The sequence below is a fragment of the Tolypothrix campylonemoides VB511288_2 genome (assembly GCF_045999855.1).
Taxonomy (GTDB): domain Bacteria; phylum Cyanobacteriota; class Cyanobacteriia; order Cyanobacteriales; family Nostocaceae; genus Scytonema; species Scytonema bouteillei_A.
The window spans coordinates 475,465-499,036 of sequence record NZ_JBFPMW010000001.1; the positions used below are offsets into that span (position 1 = coordinate 475,465).

The window sequence follows — 23,572 nt, forward strand, 5'->3', positions numbered from 1 at the left end:
GCGGCTTGCACGCAAATTTTATTGTGATATAGTTAGCTAAAATAGCTCTCAGTAATCGCAGGTCTGCGATCGTTAGATGTGTCGTTTTGTGGATGAACTTGGTTGTATTGAAATAGGAGAAAATCAACAGATTAACTCCTGGGTAAGAGCTTATGGTTATGGTGGCACTGTTTACTAAAGTAAATCTTGTTAACCCAGTATGGCAGCAGCATTGCAAGATTTAGATGCAGGCATTAAAGCATATATGGACGAGAACGGTATTTCAACAAGGATGAGTCTATTGGGAGGTCGAGCGTGCCACTAAAAACTCAAACGGCGATCGCCAATTATTAAATATTAGCTCGTCATTAAAGATTTCTCAAAATCTATAAGTCGAACACTGTTTTTAAAGAAATGTAAACCAAGTAAAATCAGGCATCGCTTTCAAATGAAGATTGATTTTGAAGCAGTACAGTAATCGTTTCAAAAATGAAAAACGGTATCTTTAAGTGGGTTATCATCTGTGTTTTGTGTGCTTTGTGTGCAACTTCGCTTCCCGCTTTTGGTCAGGGTAAGAGCACACACAGTTCCTTGACAAAAGAAGCTCTCAAAAACCAGACTGCAAAGGCGTTTCCCAATTTTCCCTTGGTATACTTTGGCTCGGGAAGATTTAAGGAAGTCGGCAATCCCCAAAATCAACTAGTGTCCACATACGAGTTTGATATGAACCTAGGTGTCAACCGCGAACTCGCCTACTATATTGACAAGGAGGTTCTGATCTACAACGTATATGACCTCGATCCAGGAGATGGGAAAAATCCAGACAAAGAGTACTTTATTCAAAAAGATCCGAACACCAAAGTGAGCACCTGTACCCTCAACCCCTTTCCACTGCCTAATGTCTTCAGCCGCGACTGGTGGTTAGCTAACAACATGGTTTACGAGGGCACAACCACTATCAACAGTTTCGCTGTCGATTGCTGGAAAGGCATGATTCCTGGAACGGAGATACCCGCCCGGTTCTGCAATCGTGCAGACAAGTATCCCGAGTTTGCTCCTATTCTCAAGAAAATTGGAACCTTCGAGTTTTACGATCACTATGGCGAGTCTAGGGAGGAAGGAAGCTACCCCACCGACTTTTTTAAGGTGCCCCAACTGTGCGATTCTTTAAGCCAACAACATTAGACACTTCAAAAATGAAAAATAATGCTTCGCGTCGCAAGATTTTACAAGGTTTGATTGCTAGTACTGTTGTCGTTGGGTTCGATCCAGTTAATCGTTCGTGGGTCACACCTGCCGACGCAGCACACTCGTTTATCAATTTACCGCATTTAGATGGAGTCCTTTACACTGACGATGCCACACGCGCAAGTGCAAGTGATGATTTTGGTCATTTAATACATCGTTACCCAAAAGCCGTACTTAAACCAGGTTCGATTCATGATATCGTCAACATTATCAAATTTGCTCGTACTCACAGCCTGAAGGTTGCCGCACGCGGTCAGGGTCACAGCTGCTATGGTCAAGCACAAGTCGAGGGTGGTGTGGTCATTGATACAAGCACGCTCAATAAAATCCATGACATTAATGCAGAGCGGGCGATTGTGGAAGCTGGGGTGCGGTGGAGCGAACTATTGGAAGCAACACTGCCACAACAATTGACACCGCCTGTCTTTACAGATTACTTAGAACTGTCTGTTGGAGGTACGTTATCAGTTGGTGGGATCGGTGGTGCAACTCACCGTTATGGCGTGCAAGTTGATAATGTTTTGGAACTTCAGGTTATAACTGGTAAGGGCGATCTCTTAACTTGTTCTCCGACTCAAAATCGAGATTTATTTGAAACGGTCTTAGCAGGTTTGGGACAGTGTGGAATTATAGTCAGGGCAACAATCCGACCGATCGAAGCCGAACGTAATGCCCGTGTATTTCTCCTAGATTATGACGATTTGGCAGCTTTTACTCACGACCAACGCTTACTGATTAAAGATGAACGATTCAATTACGTAGAAGGTCAGATTGTCAGCGATCCTAATGGTGGATGGCGTTATCTGTTAGAGGCAGCTAGCTTTTATACACCACCCAATGAGCCAGATAATGCAAGCCTGTTGGCTTCTTTAAATTACACTCAAGGTACCGCACAAATTGAAGACAAAACTTATTTCGACTTCCTCAATCGCTTAGCTCCTACTGTTGCTTTCCTTCAATCCATTGGTGTCTGGTCTAACCCTCATCCTTGGATTAACTTGTTTGTATCGGGAACATCTGTGGAGCAATATATTAGTGAGGTTGTTTCCACTTTGACATTAGCCGATACGGGAAATAGTCCAATTCTGTTGTATCCTGTCAAAACAGACCGTTTCACACGGCCATTGTTCAAGGTACCCAACGAGCAAATCGTGTTTCTCTTTGCGATTTTACGAACTGCACCATCAGGTGATGATACTGCGATCGCACGTATGCTTGATGACAACCGGAGATTGTTTGAGCGTAACCGCAACCTTGGTGGTACTCACTATCCCGTTAACGCTATAGCATTCTCTCAAGAAGATTGGCAGCAGCATTTTGGTTCGGTCTGGAGCAGATTGGTAAATGCCAAGCGACGTTACGATCCCGATAACGTACTCACCCCCGGTCAAGGTATTTTCAATACCATATAAGAGTCTTGGTCATCACCCAAACTTAGTAGATCGGCACCAATTAGTATTGGAGTTATCTTCAGAAGGAATGATAGGTTTTCTTGCCGAGCAAAGTTTCTTTTTTGCCCTGAAGAATAATGCAAAGAGTCGTTATCCATTTCTACCCCATATAAATCAGCTCCAGTGAAATCGGTACCACTCAAAATAGTTTCGCTAAGGTCGGCATCTCTGAAGTTAGTTCCTATGCAATCAGCACCACTCAAGTCAGCCCCAAACAAATTAGCGCCTTCGAGATTAGCAGCAGTCAGGTTGGCACAAATCAGTCTAGCTCCACTCAGGTTAGCATTCCTAAGGTTCGTGCCACTCAAATCGACTCTAATCAAATCTGCTCCACTCAAGTTGATTTCCCGCAAATCTTCTCCATCCAAAAGCCTTGCAGAAAACTTGATATCTGCAAAATCTCTTTCTCCAGTAGCATAACGTCTGAGCAACTCCTCAGCATTTATTCTCATATATTTCCCCTGACATCAACTAATATGAAATCCGGATGTATACTTCCTGTATAACTTGGTTGCAAACAGCTGGTGTAGTCTGGACTTCCACGTGTATCAATAACCACATTTTTAGATAAACAGATTAGAGCAGAGAGACAAGCATGAACGTTCGTTGTGCGGGAGCATACCGAAGAGTGCGAATTGCCCTCAGAATAGAATTCTGGGGCTACACAAACAAAGTCCACCTGCGTGGACTTAATAAGAAGTCCTTGTCTTGCGGACAAGTGCCTGTATAGTCAATGATATAGAACTTGCTACAGACTATGACTTTTGTCGAATATGGAAAAAAAGAACCTCTAACTCCAGTTCAAAATGATATTTTCCGTACTAATTGCGGTCAAAAAAATCCAGCTAATTCCAATTTCTGTTTCAAATGTGGGTCGCAATTAATTAAATTTTGAACAGGTTTTCTTATTACCAGATGTCAGGCGATGCTGCAAAGCAGCCGCTTCGCGATCGCAGAAAATTGGCTGTGGTATGCTTTTTCCTTAATTGCGATCGTTTGCCAGAACCAAGTTTGAGGAAACATATTTACAACCTCAAAGAGTTCGATTTCAATAAATTGGCTCGCAACGGAGATTGAGTTTTTGCAGCTTTATTCTTGGGTTGTACGTGCTTTGCGGTTGTGCGACCAACGAGCGCTACAATTAACATGAAGATATCTAAGCGATCGCTGGACGCCCGGATGCAGTCCGTCTATAATGTTACTAGATTGATGTTTGGCAAACCGAAGCGGGGGCTAAAACCTAGGGGGTTCTGCCAAAATCGCCAGAACCTAGACAAGTTAATAGTTGTAGCATTTTGAGATTTGGGACTATTGACATATACTGTCAATAAGTCAGTCTGAAATGAGGTCATTTTTTCGATCTGCCAAAACGGCTCTTAGAATCCATGCTCTGTAAGGGTTTCAGATGGCGGGCTTGAAACGTAGCGATTCCCGGAAACGGGATTGAAACCCAAGTTGCGCCTGCAAATACTCGATTGCTATCAACTTGAAACGTAGCGATTCCCGGAAACGGGATTGAAACCCTTGATTGACTCACTATCTTTCTGATCCACTTTTGAACTTGAAACGTAGCGATTCCCGGAAACGGGATTGAAACCAAAGCTTTCTCGATCCAGCAAACACGCCACACCCTTGAAACGTAGCGATTCCCGGAAACGGGATTGAAACCTACTATAAATTTTAGAAGCAACGTAACGTTGCAGGCTTGAAACGTAGCGATTCCCGGAAACGGGATTGAAACTTCAAAGTTTCCGCTACACCAGCCAGCACATATTAGAAGTACTTGAAACGTAGCGATTCCCGGAAACGGGATTGAAACTTAAGAGACCAATGACCCCTAAGCAAAAACGAGAGACTTGAAACGTAGCGATTCCCGGAAACGGGATTGAAACCAATACTAGTAATTACAAAGTTTAATGTCTCTAAGTTAGCGTACCAGCCAATAAGCCCCTTTTCTCGTTCATCAGTTCGGGAATTTACAAAAGCTTATCGGTGGGTTTCCGATCAATTCATAAGTCTTGCTTAACTTCCGTTAGGAATAAAGGACTGCTGGCTGTAGCTTTAAGCTCTGCTAAGGCTTTTTTAAGTGTATGATTTAATCATACATTGTGATAAGCAGGCTTTAAGCAGGAGAATCGCTTATGAGAACAACCCAAGCACTTACTATCACGTTGCCTCATGACATGCTGGAAATGGTTAGGGCTAAAGTCACCTCTGGCGAGTATGCAACAGAAAGTGAAGTTATCCGCGATGGTCTGCGGACGCTCCAGGCGCGTGACGCTGCTATGGAGAAGTGGCTGCGGGAAGAAGTCGTCAAAAGTTATGACGAATGTGAAGCTGATGAAACATTAGGTGTCCCCGCAGAACAGGTTATGGCGCGTATCCGCTCCCGGTACCGTAAGCGGACAACAGCAGAGTAACGCTTGATGAAACAATACAACGTCATCTTCTCGCCACGGGCAGAGCAGCAACTTGACGATCTCTACACCTATATTGCCGACCGTGGCGGGGAGGAACGGGCAGAGCGTTACGTCAATGGCATCATTGGCTTTTGCCAGAGCCTTACCACCTTCCCGGAACGCGGTACTAAACGCGATGATTTCCGACCGAATTTGCGGACTATCGGGTATGCCAAACGGGTAACAATCGCTTTTTCCGTGAAACCTGACCGCGTAACCATCCACGGGGTGTTTTATGGGGGACAGGATTTTGAAGCTGTCATGCAGGACGAGGAGTTATAAATACAACGCTTCGATGAGCAGGAAAATTACGGGGAAGAGCGTATCAACCTAATTGGGATGTGTGCTGTTTTATAACCAGAAATGCTAACCGTAAACAATCTTGTTGCTGATTTTCTTTGTCGGGGGCTTCCAAGTACTCAGCAAAGCTGTAGAGACGGTTAATCCCCGCTCCAAAAGTTGCTAGAGACTGTAAGCAAGACACAATCACGTTTAATGAGAAAAATACCTGCACAAATTAGCTTTTTCCTTTTTCAGTGCAACAAGTAACTTATCTTCCCAGAGTTTTTTTAACAATCGTGGGGAGAATTCTTCAAAAGGAAATATCCAATTGTAGTCTGAATCTAAAAATGCTCTGTAAGCTGCGATCGCGAGTAACGAAAGGACTGCCGGTGCTCTAAACCCAAAAGCGCTATCGTCAGCAAGTCTTGTATTTCCACTGGTTGATATGGATGCTAGGGTGTCATTGTTCCCTTTTTTTCCTGGATTTGTTAAATATTTTTCGATAAGTTTGTACAGTTCGCGCTCAATTTCCAACGCTTGAGGCAGGAGCGGCAGTAGGCGATTGATTCTTTCGAGTTCCGTGGCATTCACTACCCGCTCGGCGATCGCTACAATTAACATGAAGATATCTAAGCGATCGCTGGACGCCCGGATGCAGTCCGTCTATAATGTTACTAGATTGATGTTTGGCAAACCGAAGCGGGGGCTAAAACCTAGGGGGTTCTGCCAAAAACGCCAGAACCTAGACAAGTTAATAGTTGTAGCATTTTGAAATTCAGAACTATTGACAGTATATGTCAATAAGCGAGCCGCAAATGAGGTCATTTTTTCGATCTGCCAAAACGGCTCGTAGAATCCATGCTATTTAAGGGTTTCAGATGGCGGGCTTGAAACGCAGCGATTCCCGGCAACGGGATTGAAACAAACGTTATTGCTTGTTTGCAAATAAATATCCGGCGGCTTGAAACGCAGCGATTCCCGGCAACGGGATTGAAACCAGAGGGTACTTATCAATGAATTATCCTAAAACTTAATTCATCATACACCGCACCGTTGCTAGATTGAAACCAGAGGGTACTTATCAATGAATTATCCTAGCAACTTGAAACGCAGCGATTCCCGGCAACGGGATTGAAACACGATATACTTTGGCTTGGACTCTTTGATAACCCTGCTTGAAACGCAGCGATTCCCGGCAACGGGATTGAAACTAAGTTGCAACCTTGGAATTATCCAGCAACCTAAACTTGAAACGCAGCGATTCCCGGCAACGGGATTGAAACTGATCGCACCTTACGTAGTATAAAGACTTACTTAAACTTGAAACGCAGCGATTCCCGGCAACGGGATTGAAACGAACTTAACTTTCAACTGGGTTCCGATAACGCTTGCTTGAAACGCAGCGATTCCCGGCAACGGGATTGAAACTTGTTATATCCAAACAGTTTAATTCCAACGTAAGGTCTTGAAACGCAGCGATTCCCGGCAACGGGATTGAAACTTGTTTTGGGCTTGGAAGGCGTTGGAGACATCATCTTTGATCTTGAAACGCAGCGATTCCCGGCAACGGGATTGAAACAGAATATAGAAATACCAATGTTTGCGGGTAGCACTGCTTGAAACGCAGCGATTCCCGGCAACGGGATTGAAACCAATCGCTTGGAGAATTAACAAACAAGAAGAAGCTTGAAACGCAGCGATTCCCGGCAACGGGATTGAAACAATCCACGAGTTCCAGGCGGCGGCTGAAACTTTGCTGCTTGAAACGCAGCGATTCCCGGCAACGGGATTAAAACACGTTTTAGCTGCTATAGGAATAAAAGATGCTGTCACTTTACCCAGGCGATGGCAGTAAAGTGGAAGCAGTCGATGGCAGTAAAAAAGCTTGAAATGCTGATGATGACGTTGAGCCAAAGAGGCGATTGTGACAATCACGGAAGCAGTCGATGGCAGTAAGTATAAGAATGGAAGCAGCAAAATGGCAGTAAGAATGTAAGAGATAGACAAACAGGGGAAACCCTGAGGTAGCAATGGTTTGTGAGCTTGATATCATTGAGCATTGAGCATTGAGACGTTGGTTGCATATGGAAAAAGGAAGCAACAATGGCAGTCAAATGAGTACAAAATTACTAAATACCGGAAATTCTCATAGTACAAGAGATGAAAAAATCTAAAAGTTTCTGAGAAAAAAGTAGGAATTGATCCAGGAACTCAAAGAGGTGAATATTACTCCAGGTAAGGGTTTGAGCGATTCTACACCAAATTGTATGGAAGCAGTTGGTGGCAGTAAGTAGAAGACCAGGAACGCTAAGTAGTTATGCAAAATAAATTATCTAATTGGGAGAGGCAACAGGGAACGGGTAACAAGGAACAGTGTTGGCTTACAACGATTTCAATGGCTTCAAAAAATATATAAATATTTATGTGTAAGTACTTAGTGATGTTTTTCGGGAAAAACAGTTGCTGAAATGTCTGGATGCAATTTAAGTAAAAAGCTCATACCAAAGTGGTAATGGAGACGGATGTTGATTGAAGTAAATGGATTTGCCAGCTAGGTTGGTCATGAAAACGGTATAAAAAAAAGAATTAATACAGTGTTTTCTTGTAGAGTGTGGGAGCAAGGAAAAGGGGAGAAATGATGAATTTCCGCATGCGGGCGATGTGTGCTACTTTCCTAACAATTAATTACGGTATTTCTTGGCATCATGGCGCAAGCCACTACATGAATTATTTGGTGGATGGAGATTTGGTGATAAGCTGGAGGCTTAAGGGTTAAAACCGTATCAATAACTGGCAGTGGCAGATGCAATCAGGTATTACCAATCCTTTGAGTGAAACTTTTCGTATTTACAATTCTAATAAAAATATTGAAGAGAAAGATTCAGATTTACGCTTTATCTACCACTGGATACCAAAGTTTTTGGGATACAGTTTACAGGATATTCTTCAAGGCAAGTACATTGAGCACGGTTTATATCTACCACCCATTCTAGATTGGTCAAAAACTCGACTCGTCAATGGGAAAATTGTTTCCGCTATTCGCAAACGGGTGAGAGAACGTTTATTAGCTAATGGTGGTGATGAGTATGAAAATGCTATAGCCACAAAAACAACAGTCGAAAAATATTTTGAGTCCAAAGATAAACAGTACAAGCAATTTTTAGAATTGGAATCTCAACTAGAGAATTCTTCTATCGCTTCGATTGAAAAACAGCGTGCTGCTCAATAGTAACTTGCGGATGTTGCATTTAAGATAGTCTTCAGGGTGGACGTTACTTAATTGGTATTAAGCTAATCTAGAAAGTCAAGTATCATGAGTTACTACTTATAGAGGAACGTTTTGTGATAGTTGTTCATCATCTCAACAACTCACGTTCGCAACGCGTGCTGTGGCTGCTTGAGGAATTAGATATCGAGTACGAAATTAAGTACTACGAACGCGATGAAAAAACCATGCTAGCACCCGAGTTATTGCGCCAAGTCCATCCGCTTGGTAAATCTCCAGTGATTACAGATGGAGACCTGACTCTTGCCGAATCGGGTGCTATTATCGAATACTTGGTGGAGCGCTACGGCAATGGTCGGCTAGTCCCGCCCCCCAATACAACAGAGCGTCTGCGCTATACGTATTGGCTGCATTATGCTGAAGGCTCTGCAATGCCGCCCTTGCTCCTCAATCTCATTCTTAACCGTTTTGGACTAGGCGATAGTCAGGCTATGAGCACATTCGTCGCACCGCAGATTAAGCTTCATTTCGATTATATAGAAGGCGAACTTCGTAAGAGCACGTGGTTTGTTGGTTCCTATCTAACTGCCGCCGATATCCAAATGAGTTTTCCTCTCGAATTACTTGCCATGCTCCCTCAAGAAGTTCTTAGCCGACCCTCAATCGGGGAATTTCTTGAGCGCATCCATACGCGAAAAGCTTACTTGCGTGCGCTCGAGCGTGGAGGTACATATGACTTTGCCAACAGTATTCCATAATTTTTATACAACGGCAACGGAATTGTTCCTTGGAAAGTTGTAAGTGCATCCAGGTTGGATAGTTTTTTGGCTCAGTTATGACACCTGTCTACTCAAATGTCCACCCTACCCAACTCCCAACAACAAGTCAATGCAACTCCCCACTATGAAACGATCGCGGAAGTGTCAGGACAATTTACATAACATACTCTTCTCCTGTTAATCTAGATTGTAAAGTTTTTTTAATCTTCTAACAGGGGGAAACCTTGAGCCAAAATGATACTAGTACTCCGTCGGTGTCCATCGCACTCCAAAATCTCCGCAAAGCATTTCAAGAAGGAGCAACTTCCCGTACTGTCATCGATGATGTGAATATCTCCATTGACAAAGGAGAATTTATTGTTCTTCTCGGTCATAGTGGTAGCGGGAAAAGCACTCTGTTGAATCTGATAGCTGGGATTGAAAAACCAACAGCAGGAACGGTTCGGATCGAAAATGTAGCGATTACAGAACTGAACGAAAGAGCTTGCACTCTGTTCCGACGCGATAATATTGGCTTTATTTTTCAATTTTTTAACTTGATTCCAACTTTAACAGTTTTGGAAAATGTCATGCTTCCTCAAGAATTGGCGGGAAGACAGGGAAAAGAATTAAAACAGGTGGCTGTGAATCTCTTGGAAAAAGTCGGTTTGGCAGACAGATGCAATGCTTTCCCCGACCAGCTTTCGGGAGGACAGCAGCAAAGAGTGGCGATCGCGAGGGCTTTGGTTCACCAGCCAATGTTGGTATTAGCAGATGAGCCTACAGGGAATTTAGACGAAGAAACAGGAGAAAAAGTTTTAAATTTGCTACTGCAATTGACTCGCGATACTCACAAAACATTAATTATGGCAACCCACAACCCGGAAATCGCCCGATTTGCCAACCGAGTTTTGCGAATGCACCACGGACGTTTGCAGCAAGAAGTTATTCAAAGCCCCTTGGTTGAGGAGGTTGTTGCTTGAACCAAGTGACTGTATCCAATCAACCTTTATGGCGTTTGGCTTGGCGTCGCATCCAGAAAAATGCCTTGCAATATATTCTACTGATCCTTGGGGTGGCGTTGGGAGTTGCCATGATGGTTTCCATTGACTTAGCCAATGGTTCCGCCCAACGTGCTTTTGAATTGTCCACAGACGCCATAACCGGACACGCAACGCATCGGATTGTCACAGTTTCACCAACAGGTATCGACGAAAGTCTTTACACCAGACTGCGCCGAGAAGTTCGCGTTACCTCAGCCCCTATCGTTGAAGGTTACATTTCAGCTAAAGAACTCGGTTCTCAACCTTTACGGTTGGTAGGTGTGGATTTATTTGCTGAACCTCCATTCCGCAATTATTTTGAGGAAAACCAATCTCAAGCCGCTACGGGTGGAACTGCTTTTCTGACACAACCTAACACTGTTATCCTCTCCCAAGACTTAGCCAAACAGTACGGTATTGGTGCGGGAGACAGTATCACCCTCGATCTAGCAGGAAAAGAGACTCGCGCTCAGGTTGTTGGATTATTGAAACCAGCAAATAACATTACCCGCAACGCTTTGAGTAGCATTTTATTTGCGGATATTGCCTCAGCCCAAGATATTTTAGGAATGGTGAATCATCTCAGCCATATCGATTTGATCCTGCACGATACAACAGAACAAGGGGCTATTGAGGCAATTCTACCGGAAGGAGTGAAACTGGAAACAGCAGAAGCTCAAAAAAATGCCATCCAGCAAATGACTGCTGCTTTTAAACTCAATTTGACGGCTCTGAGTTTGCTAGCATTGGTCGTGGGAATGTTTCTGATTTATAACACAGTGACTTTCAGTGTTATCCAACGAAGACCTCTGTTTGGTATCCTTCGTTGTTTGGGTGTAACTCCCGGTCAGCTATTTGTACTGATTCTTAGTGAAGCTGCGGTCTTTAGTTTCATAGGTTCTACCTTGGGGTTGGGGCTGGGAGTTTTGCTGGGACGTGGTATTGTGGGTTTGATTACCCAAAGTATTAACGACTTCTATTTTGTCGTCAACGTGCAAAGTGTCAGTATCGACCCTTGGAGTTTGGGGAAAGGTCTGGCGGTTGGCATTGCAGCATCAATTTTTGCTTCGGTCATTCCTGCTCTTGAGGCGATGCGAACTTCCCCTCAAACAACTTTACAGCGCTCGAGTTTGGAAAGTCAGGTAAGGCGTTTGTTGCCTTGGTTGGTGCTAGCATGGGCAGTGTTCACCCTTTTAGGAGTTGGTTTGCTCCGGATTGGTGCGGGTGGATTAATTTTAGCGTTTGCTGGGTTGTTCGCAATTCTACTGGCTGCAGCATTGCTCACACCACCCGTGACTGCTTTCTTAATGGAAACCTTGGCTTGGGTGGGAAACACTGTCTTTGGTGTTGTCGGACGCTTGGCAATACGAGATATTGTGCGATCGCTGAGTCGTACCTCAGTAGCAATTGCTGCTTTGATGGTGGCGGTTTCGGTAATTGTAGGAGTATCGATTATGGTTGGTTCCTTCCGCGTCACTGTGGTACAGTGGCTGGACCAAACTTTGCAAGCTGATATTTACATCACCCCTCCTGCTACAACAGCCAATCGTGTTTTAGGTAAATTATCACCGGATGTCGTTGCAGAAATTAAAACACACGAAGATTGGGACGATTTTGTGACCTACAATGAAACGGAAACGACGGTTAAAGAATTCAATCGGCATGTAAAACTCATTTCTGCTGATGGTGATGTCTCTCATGGCAAACGTCCTTATAGTTGGAAGCGTGACAAAGGTGTCAACCCATGGGAAGGTCTAGAAGCAGGGAAAGGTGTCATTGTTTCGGAAGCTTTGCTACTCAAAGAAAATCTCTCGGTTCCCCCAACAGACATTACTATAGAAACTCCTGTTGGTTGGCGCAGTTTTCCCGTGTTAGCAGTTTTTTATGATTACTCTAACGACCAAGGCACAATCTTACTAGACAATGACATTTATACAAACCTTTGGAGGGATGACAATATTGCATCTATTGGTTTGTTTCTCAAACCAGGGGAAAGGGTAGAGGACGTTGTGACAGCTATCAAACATCGTTTTCAAGGCAAACAAGATTTACTTGTCCAGTCCAACCAAACCCTACGTCAGGGTTCTTTAGAAATCTTTGACCGCACTTTTGCCATCACAGATGCTTTGCGATTGTTAGCTGTGGTTGTTGCTTTTATTGGAGTTTTGAGTGCTTTAATGAGTTTACAACTGGAGCGAACGAGGGAAACTGGAATCTTACGCGCAAATGGTATGACGCCCCAGCAATTATGGTTTATGACTTTTATTGAAACTGGATTGATGGGTGCAATATCTGGTATTTTAGCGATGCCTTTAGGATATGTTTTGGCGTGGATTTTAATTTACGTCATTAACGTTCGCTCTTTTGGTTGGACATTGCAAATGCAATTACAGCCTGGATACTTTATACAAGCTTTTGGTGTTGCGGTCGTGGCTGCTCTTTTAGCAGGAGTTTATCCTGCTTGGCGTTTGGGTAATACTGTCATTGCTTCCGCTATTCGCCAAGAATAGTTTCTCCTATCCGAATTATGAAACGAATACTGACTGTCCTTCTCTGCGCGATCGCATTACTTGGTACCATTGCTTTTATTCTCTTCCCCTCGCAAAAAGTGACTGCGAGCGGTCAAGCAACAGTAGAATGGTTATCTACAGCCTCCCCCTCGGAGGGAAAATTTAAGCAAGTGTTTGCACCCACCGAAATCAGTTTTCCTCGCGATTTTGGCTCTCATGAAGATTACCAAACGGAGTGGTGGTATTATACGGGGAATTTAGAAACTGCAACAGGTCGCCCTTTCGGTTTTGAATTAACCTTTTTCCGTCGTGCTTTAACCCCAAAGAATCAATCTGTTTCTGTAGAATCAGCTTCTCATTGGCGCAGCAATCAAGTCTATTTTGCTCACTTTACCGTCAGTGATATTACTGAAAAAAAATTTTATCCCAGCGAACGCTTTAATCGTAATGCTGTGGGATTAGCAGGCGCACAAGCCGAACCATACAGTGTTTGGCTAGATGATTGGTCTGTGACAGAGATAACACCAGGTCAAGTTAGACTCAAGGCAAAAACCGATAAAGTAGCACTGGACTTGGTTTTGCAACAAACCCTACCACCAGTATTGCAAGGCGATCGCGGTTATAGCCGTAAAGGTTCAGAACCGGGAAATGCTTCTTACTACTACTCTATTGTGCGGCAAAAAACCACAGGTACGGTTACGGTAGGAGAAGAAACCTTTGCAGTGAAAGGTTTAAGTTGGAAAGACCACGAGTACTCTACCAGTTTTCTCAGTGCTGGCGATATTGGTTGGGATTGGTTTTCGCTGCAATTTGATAATGATACAGCGCTAATGTTGTATTTGCTGCGGCGAGAAGATGGCACAATTGAACCTCTATCGAGTGGTAATTTCATTGCAGCCGATGGCAAAGTAGAGTTACTATCTGCAAAAGATTGGCAAGTAGAAGTTTTGAATACTTGGAAAAGCTCTTACAGTGGGGCTAGATATCCCGCACATTGGAAAATAAGCATCCCCAAATTAGGGTTGTCTTTAGAAGGAAAACCTTTAATGGCAAATCAAGAACTCAATATCTCTACTGTTTACTGGGAAGGCGCTGTAAATTTCCAAGGTGAAATGGCAGAAACACCAGTTACAGCGTCAGGCTACATAGAAATGACTGGTTATGCTAATAAAAGCTTAACAGATGTGCTGTGATAACAGTGAATAGTGACAGCACACTTCTCAAATCAGCACTAGTCAAATTGGCACCTCCGAAAAAGGTGTCTACCAATTTGGCTCCTTTCTGAGTTGTCTTTGTGGTAGACAACGACTTTACTACGAAAGCCCTCTCCTTTTTTCAGGTTTTCTCACTTCACCTCGACTTATCACATTCCTTATCTTCACTTCCACCACCACTTTTCACAATTGGCAAAGGTATTGACGAATTGAACTTTTTTCCTTTTGTAATACTGCACCTTAGCTTTGCAATCGTCTCCAAACTTGGGAGTATCCCAATTTGGAAAAAATATGCCTGCGATTGAAATCGCGGCTACACAAACGAAACCTGCCTCCGCAGGTTATTTTAAGAAAGTCCACACAGGTGGTGAATCCAGTCCTGTAGGCGGGTTTCCCGCGCCCTGGCAACTGGTGAGACCAGCCCTGATAGCGAAGCGTGGCGCGAATGCGCCATAGGCGGGTCTCCCGCCGTAGGGGACTGGCGAACCCGAAGGGCGTATAGCCCTGCGGGCATAGCTTCGCAACGCGTATAGCCCTTACGGGCATAGCATAAAGGCATCGCGGAGCGTGTGCCTTGCACATAGCGTCTCCGCTCCTGAGATAGCCGGAGGGGTTTCCCGCGCCTTGGGAACTGGTGAACCCGAAGGGACGAGCGTTTGTATAGCCCTAGAATTCTATTCTGAGGGCATTTTGCCCTAACGGGATGCTCCCCCAGTGTATCAGGTCAAATCATAAATTTGATCTCAAAAGACTTGGTTAACACACTGCTCTCGACACCAATTGTTATCAAACCCTATGCATTTAAATTAGATTCACGATCGCACCCTTTGGGTGAGAATTGTGACTACGTAGTTTCCACAGCTATTAACACCATTGATCTCTTAAGATCATTTGTCTGTCTCAGTAAGGCAAGCATCACTTTTGACACTCGTCGCAGTTTATAGTTCATTTTTTCTCTGCAATCTTTCTTGAGCTTTTTAGTACAATTGAACTGTTACTCAGAACGATCGCGACTCATGAATTTGGTGCTGTACTACAAGTTCATGAACCGCTATACTCTCGTTTTGTGTGTTTCTGCCAAAACTGGATGCGCCCCTTCAAGTATTGTTTTTTAGCAGCTATGTTAGCCAGCCTAACGGGAAGAAGGTTTTCTCCATCTTGTATGGCTTCTGTAGGAAATTCTATTTTTAGTTTCTTCGTATCTAACTCTTCGTTGAAGGCTAACTTCACTATATCTTCCTTATATGAAAAAGGTGATAGACTGTCAAAGGTGATTTCAAATCACAAGCGGTAGCGCGATCGCACGCGTTTAGACAAACTTAAGATAGAAAAAGCGCGATAAGCTGGGTACAGCTTGCGCCAAGGGCGATCGAATCGCAACTCGTGGGTTTGTTTCTTATGAGGTAAGCTTGCAGTGTAGTGGCGGTTACTTCGAGACAATTGAGTTTTGGGTTGAAAACGCCGTGTACAAATGGTGATTCAACGAGAATGCTAAAACTAAAAAGTTCCAAGTATTGGTAATACTTTTTTCTTCAACAACTTTACTAGAGTGGGGTCCATATACTCGTACTCGTCAGGAATATCCAAACAAATGACTCGCTTGTCTTTAAGCCAAGGTTGAAATTTGTTTGAAAGTTTTCTCATATGAGACTTTTCCATTACAAAAATAATATCTGCCCACTGAAGTGCTTCGCTGCATAAAGGGATTTCTGCTTCCCGGTCGAGTCCGGCCGATTCTACCTCCAATCCTTCATACTCACAGAATACTGCTTCGGCTGTGGGACTGCGTAAGCGATTTTTGCTGCAAATAAACAGTAATTTTTTCATAAAGAATTTTAAGACTTTTCCATTTTATCTAAAAAGATGCAATGGTGACCTTCAATCGCGATCGCACGAAGCCGCTATTTACTCTAAAGTTTTGTAAGACGAACCATCTCGTGGGTAATTAAAATAAAGTGTGGAGATGCTTGCGACAGTCTACTACTACCATGCTTTGTTGTACTTAATTGTACATAAGAATTATCCGGAAAATTGTAATAAATTTAATATTCAGAAGTAATAGATGCTGAAAAATTCCAATATAGTTTTGTACAATTTATTCGTGTCTTTCCTCTCAAAGCCCGTATTACCGCTGTAAGCTTAAAGTCACATTTTTTGGGGGAGAACACGTTATGCGATCGCCTTTGGCGAAAACCGTAGTGGCTGCTTTGTAGCATCGCCAAACTAACAACAAAGACGCCAACAATATAGGCTCTTCAGTACTTATTAGTTTAGCATAACAAGTACTGAAGACCCACAATATATCCTACGCCAGAAGGTTTAATTTCAGCAATGGTCATTCCGAATACTTCCGTCGGGCATGACCGTATTGCACAAAATGGCATCTCTCAAGTCTCTAATTCCAACTTGGGCACCCATGAGGTTAGCGTCGGTCAAGTCCATATTTCCGAAAATTTCTTCCAAGAAGGCTCCTCTGAGGTCAGCATCACTCAAATCGGCACCCTCCAGGCAAGATTGCCCCAAAGTCGCACCTCTCAAATCAGATCCTCGCAAGTCAGCGCCACGCAAATCAGCCTCAGCCAGTTCAGCACCCGCAGGCTGGCGCGGCGCAAATTGATACCTCTGAGTTCGCGATTCAGAATAGCTCCATCCAAACTGGCACGACTCAGGTTAGCTCCAGTCAGGTCAACACCAGCCAGAACAGCACCACTCAGATTGGCACTGCTCAAATTGGCATCACTCAAGTCAATATCACACAGGTAAACACCCCGCAAATCAAAGCCAGCGAAATTCTTCTCCCCAGCAGCATATTTTTTAAAGAATTCATCCAAGTTCATACATCGTATACCGTTTCAACTAACACATATAAAGAGAACCCACTCAATCTCTAGCAATCCCTCATAGACCCTACCTTCAACCTTGATCTCCAAATTACCGACATCCCTACAGCACAACTAGTACACGGTGGCGTAAATAAGGCAACCATGAGTAACAGATAAAAAGCAGAAATTAAAAGCTTTTGCGCCTTCTGCCCTAGTAGCGAGTGTTTGGGATTGCCTTCATGTACTAGTATATTTTACGTTTTGTTATATATAGTAGTCCTAACTGGGTTACAAATACCTCTTCCTTGTCTTCCTTGTCCCCCTTGTCTTCCTTATCTCCCTTATCCCCGTTGTTCGGATCTCAAATAGGATTGCTGTAACTGTGTTCTTTCTTGTCGATCGACTTATCTCTAATCCAAACTCCAAAATCCTTTAAAAGAGGTTGATGATGGAAAAGTTTAAAAAAGTGGCTATTGTGGGAGGAACCCACGGCAATGAATTTACAGGTATATATTTAATCAAAAAGTTTGAGAAGTTTCCGCAGCTTGTGACAAAATCTAGTTTTGAAACCCTGACAGTGCTTTCCAATCCTGAAGCTTTTCAAGTCTGTAGAAGATATGTTGACAAAGATTTAAATCGCTGCTTTTTAAAAGAAGTTTTAAATAGTTCTTTAGGTTTTACCTATGAAGAAAATAGAGCAAAATTTCTCAATCAAACTCTGGGACCTAAAGAAAATCCGCAAGTTGATTTTATTTTAGATTTACATACGACGACTGCTAATATGGGTTTAAGTATAATTTTGCTTAACGACCATCCGTTTAATATCCAGTTAGCTGCTTATTTAAGTTCAATCGAACCAAAAATCAAAATTTATAGTTGGATTGAACCTGACAAAGAATCATCTTTCCTAAATTCTATTTGTGAAAGGGGTTTCGGTCTTGAAGTAGGTCCGATTCCACATGGAACTTTAAACGCGCATCTTTTTGAACAAACGGAACGGCTGATTCTTACTATGTTAGATTATTTAGATAAATGCAATCAAAATGTAATAGCAAAAATAGATAATACTGTCACTATTTATCAACATTTAAAAACAGTAGATTACCCTAAGAGCAAAAATGGTGAAATTGAGGGCATGATTCATCCGGAGCTTCAAGGGAGAGATTATGAGGAATTAAAACCGGGCGATCCTTTATTTCTAACTTTTGATAATCATACTATTTATTACAAGGAAGAAGCATTAGTTTACCCGGTGTTTATTAATGAGGCTGCTTATTATGAAAAGGGTATCGCAATGTGTTTAACTACAAAAGAAAACATTCAAGTTAACCTCCAGCCAAATGACCAATAACAATTTGGCTATTTTGCCTTTTTATGTTTGGAATTTTTGAAAGCTTTACCTCACAACTTCCCCAATTCTTGCAACATTACCTCAATAGTTGCCTTGAGTTGGGGCAAGTTTCGATCGCTCGCGCTCCAAACTCGATTTAAATTCACCTTTAAATAATCACGATCGGTACATCTCTAAAACCAGCTACTTGCTGCCAAGGTACATCTGGATAAGCTCCTCTGATGTCGGGAGATAACCGCTTCGTTGCTTCCCCAATAATTTCAAAATTTCTAATGACTGCATCTTGGATTATTGTAGTTTGTAAAAATACTTCTTTGCCATCACGGGTATAAGAGGTTGTTTGAAAAGTGATTTGCTGTGTTTTTAAATACCTATCGATTCCCCCTGACCCCTTAAAAAGCCTCTTAAAGTCCCCCTTTTTAAGGGGGATTTAGGGGGATCTTAACGTTTTGCTACCAACAAGAGGATTTTTAAAACATCCTCTAAGACCTATGCGCTCAATACATTCAAAGATGTTGCTCAAGTACAGCCGATCGTCTTTCATAACGCCACAGCCTCTCGCAACACTGTATCTCTAATTAACTCATGTAAAGTTTCTGGTTCAGTTAGATCCACTTTACGTCCTAGCAATTCTTCCAAGGACTGTATTAAAGCAATTTGGTCTAACAAGGTTCGTTGTGGTTCAAGTTCCACCAGAAAATCTACATCACTATCTGGTCTTGCTTCTCCTCTCGCCACAGAACCAAACACCCGGACATTATACGCTCCGTACTTCGCCGCAATTCTCAAAATATCTTCCCGATAAGCTTTAAGTATTTCATCAATGCCCATAGCCTAAACCAAAACGATCGCAACAAATCTCTACCTCTAGCTTGGCATTTTCAGGCACCTTCTGCATCTGCTCTACCCGACGAGAGTACCAAAAAATGGGTAAGATCGAGCAAACTTACCTAGCAGAACTTATGCGATAGATCCCTAGCTTGATTTGCGATAAGCTGAGTACAGCTTGCGCTTCGCGATGACCTACGTAAACTCAATCAATAAGATTGATATTCTTGAAAAAGTTTAACTTCACCCTTGTTATTAAAGGCCACAACAGCAAATGGCTGTTTTTTATTTCCTACTTCCATCCCTGGTGTTCCTACAGGCATTCCCGGTACAGCTAAACCTGCAAGAGTCGGTTTTTGTTGAAGGAATCGTTTGATGTCGTTGGCGGGAATATGTCCTTCCATAACATAACCGTCAATAATTGCGGTATGACAGGATGCTAACTCTTGAGGTAGGTTGTATTTTTGTTTAATGGCTTCTATTTCATCGGTTTTTATATCTTTGATTTGAAACCCGTGCTTTTGCATATGTTTGACCCAAGACCCACAACAGCCACAAGAAGGACTGCGATAAACGGTAATTTCTTGAGTTCCCAAGTTGGGTTCTATGTTGTTTTCCCAAATACTGTTAGGAGTTGTGGGTTTTGGGTTACTTGCCATTAATTGAGAAATAGGCCAAGATGCTGTATTTCCTCCCTCTGCTACAGCTACTGTTGCACAACCAAGAACTGCCAACCCAGTTGTTATAATACTTAGTAGTGCAAAACACAAACTTTTACGAATCCAGGAAGAAAAACGTTTCTGCATTGTTAAACTCTCATCTGCTCTTTAATTAACCAGACATCCATGCTAATACATTCTTCAATAATTCTTGCTTCAACCAGCACAGTCAGCTGCTAACTCTTTTAGTTTCCAATCATGCAAAGGAGCGATATTCTCGATCATCCATTTAAGAACGCTTGGTGGCGCTTCAGATATTAAGATACCGGGATATACCGCTGTCCCCCATTCCGGATGAACTAATACCCGACACCTATTTTGAACGATCGCGTAGTGGAGTAAAGCTTTTACTGTTGCTGTATCGTCGTGATTTTTTTTTCCAGGACGGGAAAGCAAGGGGTAGCCCGTGCGGGGATCGACAAGGTCTGTTTGGTAATTGCGATCGCGCAAATTAAAGGCGACATCACAGCCAAACCTCATAAATTTTTCCCGCAATCGTTCTTTCTCTGCTTCTATTTCTGGTGTTGTTTCCACCAATTCAAATCGTGCTTGTTGTAAAACGATCGCCATCCATAAAGAAAGCGCATTTTTCCAATCAGGGAATATCTGCTCGCGGTTGGTACAAATATACTGACTGGGGGAATGAATTGAAATTTGAATAGATTGCCCCAAATTACCAACCAAATGAATGGGGCTGACTCGTTCAAAAGCGTAAACTGTTGGGTAGCTCACTTACTTTAATTTGTTTTTTTACAAGTTTTTCAATTCATATTTTGTTTTGATGATAACTCTTTAATAGCGCAGAAAGTTAGCAAATTGTTGTGAAACCCCAACTCGCATATAAGATTTTTAATAAAAAATTCATCTTTCATCTCTACCTTATCTTTTCTTAACCTAGTACTCGATCGGATTTAGCATAAGTACTTGGTGTAGAGACGCTTTTATGAAAGTGCGTCTCTACAAAGATTAATTCAGCTTTAAGGCATTGACTGGGACTTCATCCCAAGAATCCACTGTCCGCAATCGCGCTACCCACCCCCATGTTTTTTGTATCTCAGTCAAGTTTTGCTTGAAGGACTCATGGCAAGCTAAAGCTTGGGATTCATCACAGCAAGCAATACAGGCATGGATCATGCCTGATGGATCTATTTGTTCGTTTACCCAAATAGTCATTGTGTTTTTGATACTACATCCGAATTTAATCCCCCTTTAATTTACTCTACGTTTACCCGGTCTGCACGAAGTCTCTCAACAAACCGCTTTCCGAGAGGATTCAGCGTTAATGGGTTTCATCAAGTAAAGCCGCAACAAATGCCCAAAGATTGAGAGTAGTAAGGGTAACTTTTTGAAGAATTTGACAATTTGCGGGAGATTGCTTCGGTCGATCAATGCCATTTTAAATTGGATATCCGAACACTGTTCGAGCCGCTCAAAAAAATCTGGATGCTTTGTATTTAAAATCACAGGAAACGCCCGTGCTGCTGTTTCATTCGTCTTTTCGATCACTTGGACATTATACTCGTAGGGATTGATTCCAACAGACCGATAAAAAGCTGCACGTTCAAGCACTGTCAAAGTATGGGTCGCAAAGACAGACAAGAGGAAAAAACGAACCCACAAACGAGATTTCCAATTGTTCCATAATTGGGGTTGCGATCGCAACAGCGCTTTAAAGAAATCTCCATGTCGATTTTCATCCTGACACCAACTCTCAAAGTAACGGAAAAGAGGATAGAATCGCCGATCTGGATGGGACTCTAAATGACGGAACATGAGAATATAGCGCCAGTAACCAATTTTCTCAGACAGGTAAACCGTGTAAATAATCCACTCTGGTGGGAAAAAAGTATAAGTGCGATTTTTTGTCAGATAACGCAAATCCAGGGAGAGATTAAAATCTGACATTGCCTTATTCAAAAATCCAGCATGGCGGGCTTCATCCCTTGCCATAAAATGAAACGCATCTGCCAAAATGGGATTTCGGTCTTTTAGTCTGCGTGATAACTCTTTAAATAGAAGAAACCCAGAGAATTCTGACGTACAAGAGCGTTCTAAAAACTCAATAAAAGAACGGCGCGTTTCTCCATCAATGTGTTCCCAACTCTGCTCAAACTCAGAATCGCGTACAAAATGATGGCGGTTGTAGTCAGCTCGTAATTCTTCCACAATAGCCCGTAACTCAGGCTCGTGTGCTGATATATCCATCTGCGCTACAGCCTCAAAGTCAGTGGTATAAAACCGAGGTGTTAGCAATGTTTCTTTGACAGGCGCTTTAACACCAGGCTTAAGCAACTCAGGCTCCAAAGTATGAAGAGTCTTAGCCATGAGAATATGTAATTGGTTAATGTTTTTAAAGCTATCTAACCATAATTTTTGATAAAAATCTATCAATTTTTAAATATTTTTAAAAAAGTTATTTTTAAAAATATTTAGTAGTAAGGGTCATAGCTACCTCAAAAATGAATGTGATGGGCATTAACTACTCTCATCGCTCCAAATTTTCTAACTTAGAGTATATAAATTAACTCTTTGTTGGTTATCATTCACCGATTATAAATAAATATTTATAGTTTAGTGGTTTCAGAACTGTTGAAAGTTATATATTTGAAATAGTTGTGAACAAAGTAAAATGCTGCGATTGGCATTGGTATTTGCTGATACAGTTTTGCTCATAACCGAAAATAACGAGTTGCCCCTACCTTTGACGTTAGCGATAAACTGCATTTAATTCCAGTGAAAAAATGCTTATTGAGTTAACAAGTGAGAAAGAGGCAGTATTAATAGAGGGTCAAGAAATTGCCCGATCGGGTGTAAAAATTCTGCAAAAATCCTGCCCGCGAACAGTTAGCAGCGAACAGTTAACTGATAACTGTTCAACCCACTGTATATTTTTAACAAAATTGCCACCAAGATGAGTAGTAATCTAGCTCAAAAACTTCGCTGTGGAACCCAACAATCTCATGCAGCGATTGAAAATATGGGATTCATGAAATGTTTTCTTCAAGGAGTTGTTGATAGAAACGGCTTTGCAAATTTTTTAGGTAATTTATATTACATTTATGGTGAATTAGAAGCAGCATTAGAGGAACACAAAGACCATTCTTTAATTAATCCTGTATATTTTCCAGAACTCAATCGTAAAGCTAATCTGGAACAAGATTTACAGTTTTACTACGGTTATGACTGGAGAGGACAAAGTTTACCTCTAAAAGCGACTCAAAACTACATAGCCCGGATTCGAGAATTGTCGGCTCATGAACCCGCATTATTAATAGGTCACGCTTATACTCGCTACATGGGTGACCTTTCTGGGGGTCAGATGTTGCAAAAAGTTGCTCAATCCGTTTTAAAGCTTTCAGGTTATGAAGGTACCTCTTTTTACAATTTTGAGCAAATTCCGGATAAGAAGGCATTTAAGGATCGGTATCGCCAAGCTTTGGATTCGTTACCCGTAGATGAAGGAACAGCAGACAAAATTGTTGCAGAAGCCAATCATGCTTTTCTATTGAATATGCAGATAGCGCAAGAATTGGAAGAAGGTCTTATTAAAAAGATCGGTCAAGCAATGTTTAATACTCTCATCAATGGTAACAACTCTGGTAGTACGGCTAATAGTTATTAGCGTTTAAGTAGGGTGGGTACTCCCCACCCTATGTTTCCCAAACTACAGCAATCTTATCCT

General features: G+C 42.3%; 24 protein-coding genes, 1 pseudogene and 2 CRISPR repeat arrays. Of the genes and pseudogenes, 12 read left to right on the plus strand and 13 right to left on the minus strand.

The features are described 5' to 3' along the window. The first annotated feature begins 468 nt into the window (after nucleotides 1–468). Together AB0756_RS02095 and AB0756_RS02100 are read left to right on the plus strand one after the other, a co-directional pair. Complete coding sequence (locus AB0756_RS02095; RefSeq protein ID WP_038082627.1) at nucleotides 469–1,164, plus strand: hypothetical protein; 696 nt, start codon at nucleotides 469–471, stop codon at nucleotides 1,162–1,164. An 11-nt stretch (nucleotides 1,165–1,175) separates the two neighbouring features. After that, nucleotides 1,176–2,639: an FAD-binding protein gene (locus tag AB0756_RS02100; protein ID WP_038082626.1), complete on the plus strand. Its 1,464-nt coding sequence runs from the start codon at nucleotides 1,176–1,178 to the stop codon at nucleotides 2,637–2,639. Here AB0756_RS02100 and AB0756_RS02105 read toward each other — a convergent pair. Next, on the minus strand, nucleotides 2,615–3,130 hold the full coding sequence (locus AB0756_RS02105; RefSeq protein WP_167844826.1) for a pentapeptide repeat-containing protein: 516 nt from the start codon (nucleotides 3,128–3,130) through the stop codon (nucleotides 2,615–2,617). The two genes, AB0756_RS02100 and AB0756_RS02105, sit on opposite strands and share 25 nt — an antisense overlap. Before the next feature lie 305 nt (nucleotides 3,131–3,435). Here AB0756_RS02105 and AB0756_RS02110 point away from each other — a divergent pair, with 305 nt between their 5' ends. The 3 genes from AB0756_RS02110 (at nucleotide 3,436) to AB0756_RS02120 (ending at nucleotide 5,419) form a co-directional block, all read left to right on the plus strand. After that, nucleotides 3,436–3,573, plus strand: coding sequence for a zinc-ribbon domain-containing protein (locus AB0756_RS02110; RefSeq protein WP_082051649.1), 138 nt, complete (start codon nucleotides 3,436–3,438; stop codon nucleotides 3,571–3,573). Nucleotides 3,574–4,091: 518 nt separating this feature from the next. After that, a CRISPR array of direct repeats spans nucleotides 4,092–4,570; the repeat unit is 37 nt; unit sequence CTTGAAACGTAGCGATTCCCGGAAACGGGATTGAAAC. A 279-nt stretch (nucleotides 4,571–4,849) separates the two neighbouring features. Next, entirely contained in the window at nucleotides 4,850–5,098 is a 249-nt protein-coding gene (locus tag AB0756_RS02115) for a ribbon-helix-helix domain-containing protein (RefSeq protein ID WP_202048690.1), read from the plus strand. 6 nt (nucleotides 5,099–5,104) lie between these two features. Then, nucleotides 5,105–5,419 (plus strand): type II toxin-antitoxin system RelE/ParE family toxin, encoded by a 315-nt coding sequence (locus AB0756_RS02120; protein ID WP_038109320.1) that lies wholly within the window; start codon nucleotides 5,105–5,107, stop codon nucleotides 5,417–5,419. 210 nt (nucleotides 5,420–5,629) lie between these two features. Here AB0756_RS02120 and AB0756_RS02125 read toward each other — a convergent pair whose 3' ends face one another. Then, entirely contained in the window at nucleotides 5,630–6,040 is a 411-nt protein-coding gene (locus AB0756_RS02125; protein ID WP_038109317.1) for a hypothetical protein, read from the minus strand. Nucleotides 6,041–6,520: 480 nt separating this feature from the next. Continuing rightward, nucleotides 6,521–7,215: direct repeats of the CRISPR family, unit length 37 nt; unit sequence CTTGAAACGCAGCGATTCCCGGCAACGGGATTGAAAC. An 842-nt stretch (nucleotides 7,216–8,057) separates the two neighbouring features. On the opposite strand from AB0756_RS02125, the pseudogene AB0756_RS02130 reads away from it, so the two are divergent. From AB0756_RS02130 to AB0756_RS02150, 5 genes and pseudogenes are all read left to right on the plus strand, one after another. Then, nucleotides 8,058–8,648, plus strand: a pseudogene (locus tag AB0756_RS02130) (FAD-binding domain-containing protein). Nucleotides 8,649–8,803: 155 nt separating this feature from the next. After that, entirely contained in the window at nucleotides 8,804–9,403 is a 600-nt protein-coding gene (locus tag AB0756_RS02135; protein WP_408103983.1) for a glutathione S-transferase family protein, read from the plus strand. 245 nt (nucleotides 9,404–9,648) lie between these two features. Then, nucleotides 9,649–10,386, plus strand: a complete 738-nt coding sequence (locus AB0756_RS02140) for an ABC transporter ATP-binding protein (protein WP_050045552.1) — start codon at nucleotides 9,649–9,651, stop codon at nucleotides 10,384–10,386. Nucleotides 10,387–10,391: 5 nt separating this feature from the next. Beyond that, the gene (locus tag AB0756_RS02145; RefSeq protein WP_082051664.1) at nucleotides 10,392–12,956 is read left to right on the plus strand and encodes an FtsX-like permease family protein; all 2,565 of its coding nucleotides are present in this window, start codon (nucleotides 10,392–10,394) and stop codon (nucleotides 12,954–12,956) included. Between the two features lie 17 nt (nucleotides 12,957–12,973). Beyond that, complete coding sequence (locus AB0756_RS02150; RefSeq protein ID WP_038082520.1) at nucleotides 12,974–14,149, plus strand: lipocalin-like domain-containing protein; 1,176 nt, start codon at nucleotides 12,974–12,976, stop codon at nucleotides 14,147–14,149. Between the two features lie 1,062 nt (nucleotides 14,150–15,211). On the opposite strand, the gene AB0756_RS02155 is transcribed toward AB0756_RS02150, so the two are convergent. The 5 genes from AB0756_RS02155 to AB0756_RS02175 form a co-directional block, all read right to left on the minus strand. Beyond that, on the minus strand, nucleotides 15,212–15,400 hold the full coding sequence (locus AB0756_RS02155; protein WP_038082522.1) for a hypothetical protein: 189 nt from the start codon (nucleotides 15,398–15,400) through the stop codon (nucleotides 15,212–15,214). A 51-nt stretch (nucleotides 15,401–15,451) separates the two neighbouring features. After that, entirely contained in the window at nucleotides 15,452–15,610 is a 159-nt protein-coding gene (locus AB0756_RS02160) for a hypothetical protein (RefSeq protein WP_153021581.1), read from the minus strand. Nucleotides 15,611–15,667: 57 nt separating this feature from the next. Next, nucleotides 15,668–15,997: a low molecular weight protein tyrosine phosphatase family protein gene (locus tag AB0756_RS02165; protein WP_038082523.1), complete on the minus strand. Its 330-nt coding sequence runs from the start codon at nucleotides 15,995–15,997 to the stop codon at nucleotides 15,668–15,670. A gap of 498 nt (nucleotides 15,998–16,495) precedes the next feature. Beyond that, nucleotides 16,496–16,738 carry a pentapeptide repeat-containing protein gene (locus AB0756_RS02170; RefSeq protein ID WP_038082540.1) on the minus strand — a complete coding sequence of 81 codons (243 nt, stop codon included), beginning with the start codon at nucleotides 16,736–16,738 and terminating at the stop codon, nucleotides 16,496–16,498. Then, complete coding sequence (locus AB0756_RS02175) at nucleotides 16,705–17,007, minus strand: pentapeptide repeat-containing protein (RefSeq protein ID WP_050045554.1); 303 nt, start codon at nucleotides 17,005–17,007, stop codon at nucleotides 16,705–16,707. Before AB0756_RS02175 ends, AB0756_RS02170 begins: the two co-directional genes overlap by 34 nt. A gap of 433 nt (nucleotides 17,008–17,440) precedes the next feature. Between AB0756_RS02175 and AB0756_RS02180 the strand changes: the two genes are divergently transcribed. Next, the gene (locus AB0756_RS02180; protein ID WP_038082541.1) at nucleotides 17,441–18,343 is read left to right on the plus strand and encodes an aspartoacylase; all 903 of its coding nucleotides are present in this window, start codon (nucleotides 17,441–17,443) and stop codon (nucleotides 18,341–18,343) included. Nucleotides 18,344–18,491: 148 nt separating this feature from the next. Here the strand turns inward: AB0756_RS02180 and AB0756_RS02185 are convergent, their stop codons facing one another. The 6 genes from AB0756_RS02185 to acsF all read right to left on the minus strand — a co-directional run bounded on the left by AB0756_RS02185 (nucleotide 18,492) and on the right by acsF (nucleotide 22,215). Beyond that, nucleotides 18,492–18,773: a HepT-like ribonuclease domain-containing protein gene (locus AB0756_RS02185; protein WP_408103984.1), complete on the minus strand. Its 282-nt coding sequence runs from the start codon at nucleotides 18,771–18,773 to the stop codon at nucleotides 18,492–18,494. Between the two features lie 110 nt (nucleotides 18,774–18,883). After that, entirely contained in the window at nucleotides 18,884–19,174 is a 291-nt protein-coding gene (locus tag AB0756_RS02190) for a nucleotidyltransferase family protein (protein WP_038082526.1), read from the minus strand. A gap of 206 nt (nucleotides 19,175–19,380) precedes the next feature. Further along, nucleotides 19,381–19,977 carry a DUF411 domain-containing protein gene (locus AB0756_RS02195; protein WP_038082528.1) on the minus strand — a complete coding sequence of 199 codons (597 nt, stop codon included), beginning with the start codon at nucleotides 19,975–19,977 and terminating at the stop codon, nucleotides 19,381–19,383. Between the two features lie 69 nt (nucleotides 19,978–20,046). Continuing rightward, nucleotides 20,047–20,622: a methylmalonic aciduria and homocystinuria type D protein gene (locus tag AB0756_RS02200; protein ID WP_038082529.1), complete on the minus strand. Its 576-nt coding sequence runs from the start codon at nucleotides 20,620–20,622 to the stop codon at nucleotides 20,047–20,049. Nucleotides 20,623–20,856: 234 nt separating this feature from the next. Then, nucleotides 20,857–21,063, minus strand: a complete 207-nt coding sequence (locus AB0756_RS02205; RefSeq protein ID WP_038082531.1) for a hypothetical protein — start codon at nucleotides 21,061–21,063, stop codon at nucleotides 20,857–20,859. Between the two features lie 75 nt (nucleotides 21,064–21,138). Beyond that, nucleotides 21,139–22,215 (minus strand): magnesium-protoporphyrin IX monomethyl ester (oxidative) cyclase, encoded by a 1,077-nt coding sequence (acsF, locus tag AB0756_RS02210; RefSeq protein WP_038082542.1) that lies wholly within the window; start codon nucleotides 22,213–22,215, stop codon nucleotides 21,139–21,141. Nucleotides 22,216–22,801: 586 nt separating this feature from the next. Here acsF and AB0756_RS02215 point away from each other — a divergent pair. Next, on the plus strand, nucleotides 22,802–23,512 hold the full coding sequence (locus tag AB0756_RS02215; protein ID WP_038082533.1) for a biliverdin-producing heme oxygenase: 711 nt from the start codon (nucleotides 22,802–22,804) through the stop codon (nucleotides 23,510–23,512). The last annotated feature ends 60 nt before the right edge of the window (nucleotides 23,513–23,572 follow it).

Bases quoted from the DNA above. Each gene is read 5' to 3' on its own strand.
- AB0756_RS02205 (WP_038082531.1), bottom strand. From the start codon at position 21,063: ATGACTATTTGGGTAAACGAACAAATAGATCCATCAGGCATGATCCAT.
- AB0756_RS02190 (WP_038082526.1), bottom strand. From the start codon at position 19,174: ATGGGCATTGATGAAATACTTAAAGCTTATCGGGAAGATATTTTGAGA.
- AB0756_RS02215 (WP_038082533.1), top strand. From the start codon at position 22,802: ATGAGTAGTAATCTAGCTCAAAAACTTCGCTGTGGAACCCAACAATCT.
- AB0756_RS02195 (WP_038082528.1), bottom strand. From the start codon at position 19,977: ATGCAGAAACGTTTTTCTTCCTGGATTCGTAAAAGTTTGTGTTTTGCA.
- AB0756_RS02165 (WP_038082523.1), bottom strand. From the start codon at position 15,997: ATGAAAAAATTACTGTTTATTTGCAGCAAAAATCGCTTACGCAGTCCC.
- AB0756_RS02105 (WP_167844826.1), bottom strand. From the start codon at position 3,130: ATGAGAATAAATGCTGAGGAGTTGCTCAGACGTTATGCTACTGGAGAA.
- AB0756_RS02175 (WP_050045554.1), bottom strand. From the start codon at position 17,007: ATGAACTTGGATGAATTCTTTAAAAAATATGCTGCTGGGGAGAAGAAT.
- AB0756_RS02125 (WP_038109317.1), bottom strand. From the start codon at position 6,040: ATGTTAATTGTAGCGATCGCCGAGCGGGTAGTGAATGCCACGGAACTC.
- AB0756_RS02120 (WP_038109320.1), top strand. From the start codon at position 5,105: ATGAAACAATACAACGTCATCTTCTCGCCACGGGCAGAGCAGCAACTT.
- acsF (WP_038082542.1), bottom strand. From the start codon at position 22,215: ATGGCTAAGACTCTTCATACTTTGGAGCCTGAGTTGCTTAAGCCTGGT.
- AB0756_RS02095 (WP_038082627.1), top strand. From the start codon at position 469: ATGAAAAACGGTATCTTTAAGTGGGTTATCATCTGTGTTTTGTGTGCT.
- AB0756_RS02180 (WP_038082541.1), top strand. From the start codon at position 17,441: ATGGAAAAGTTTAAAAAAGTGGCTATTGTGGGAGGAACCCACGGCAAT.
- AB0756_RS02110 (WP_082051649.1), top strand. From the start codon at position 3,436: ATGACTTTTGTCGAATATGGAAAAAAAGAACCTCTAACTCCAGTTCAA.
- AB0756_RS02100 (WP_038082626.1), top strand. From the start codon at position 1,176: ATGAAAAATAATGCTTCGCGTCGCAAGATTTTACAAGGTTTGATTGCT.
- AB0756_RS02150 (WP_038082520.1), top strand. From the start codon at position 12,974: ATGAAACGAATACTGACTGTCCTTCTCTGCGCGATCGCATTACTTGGT.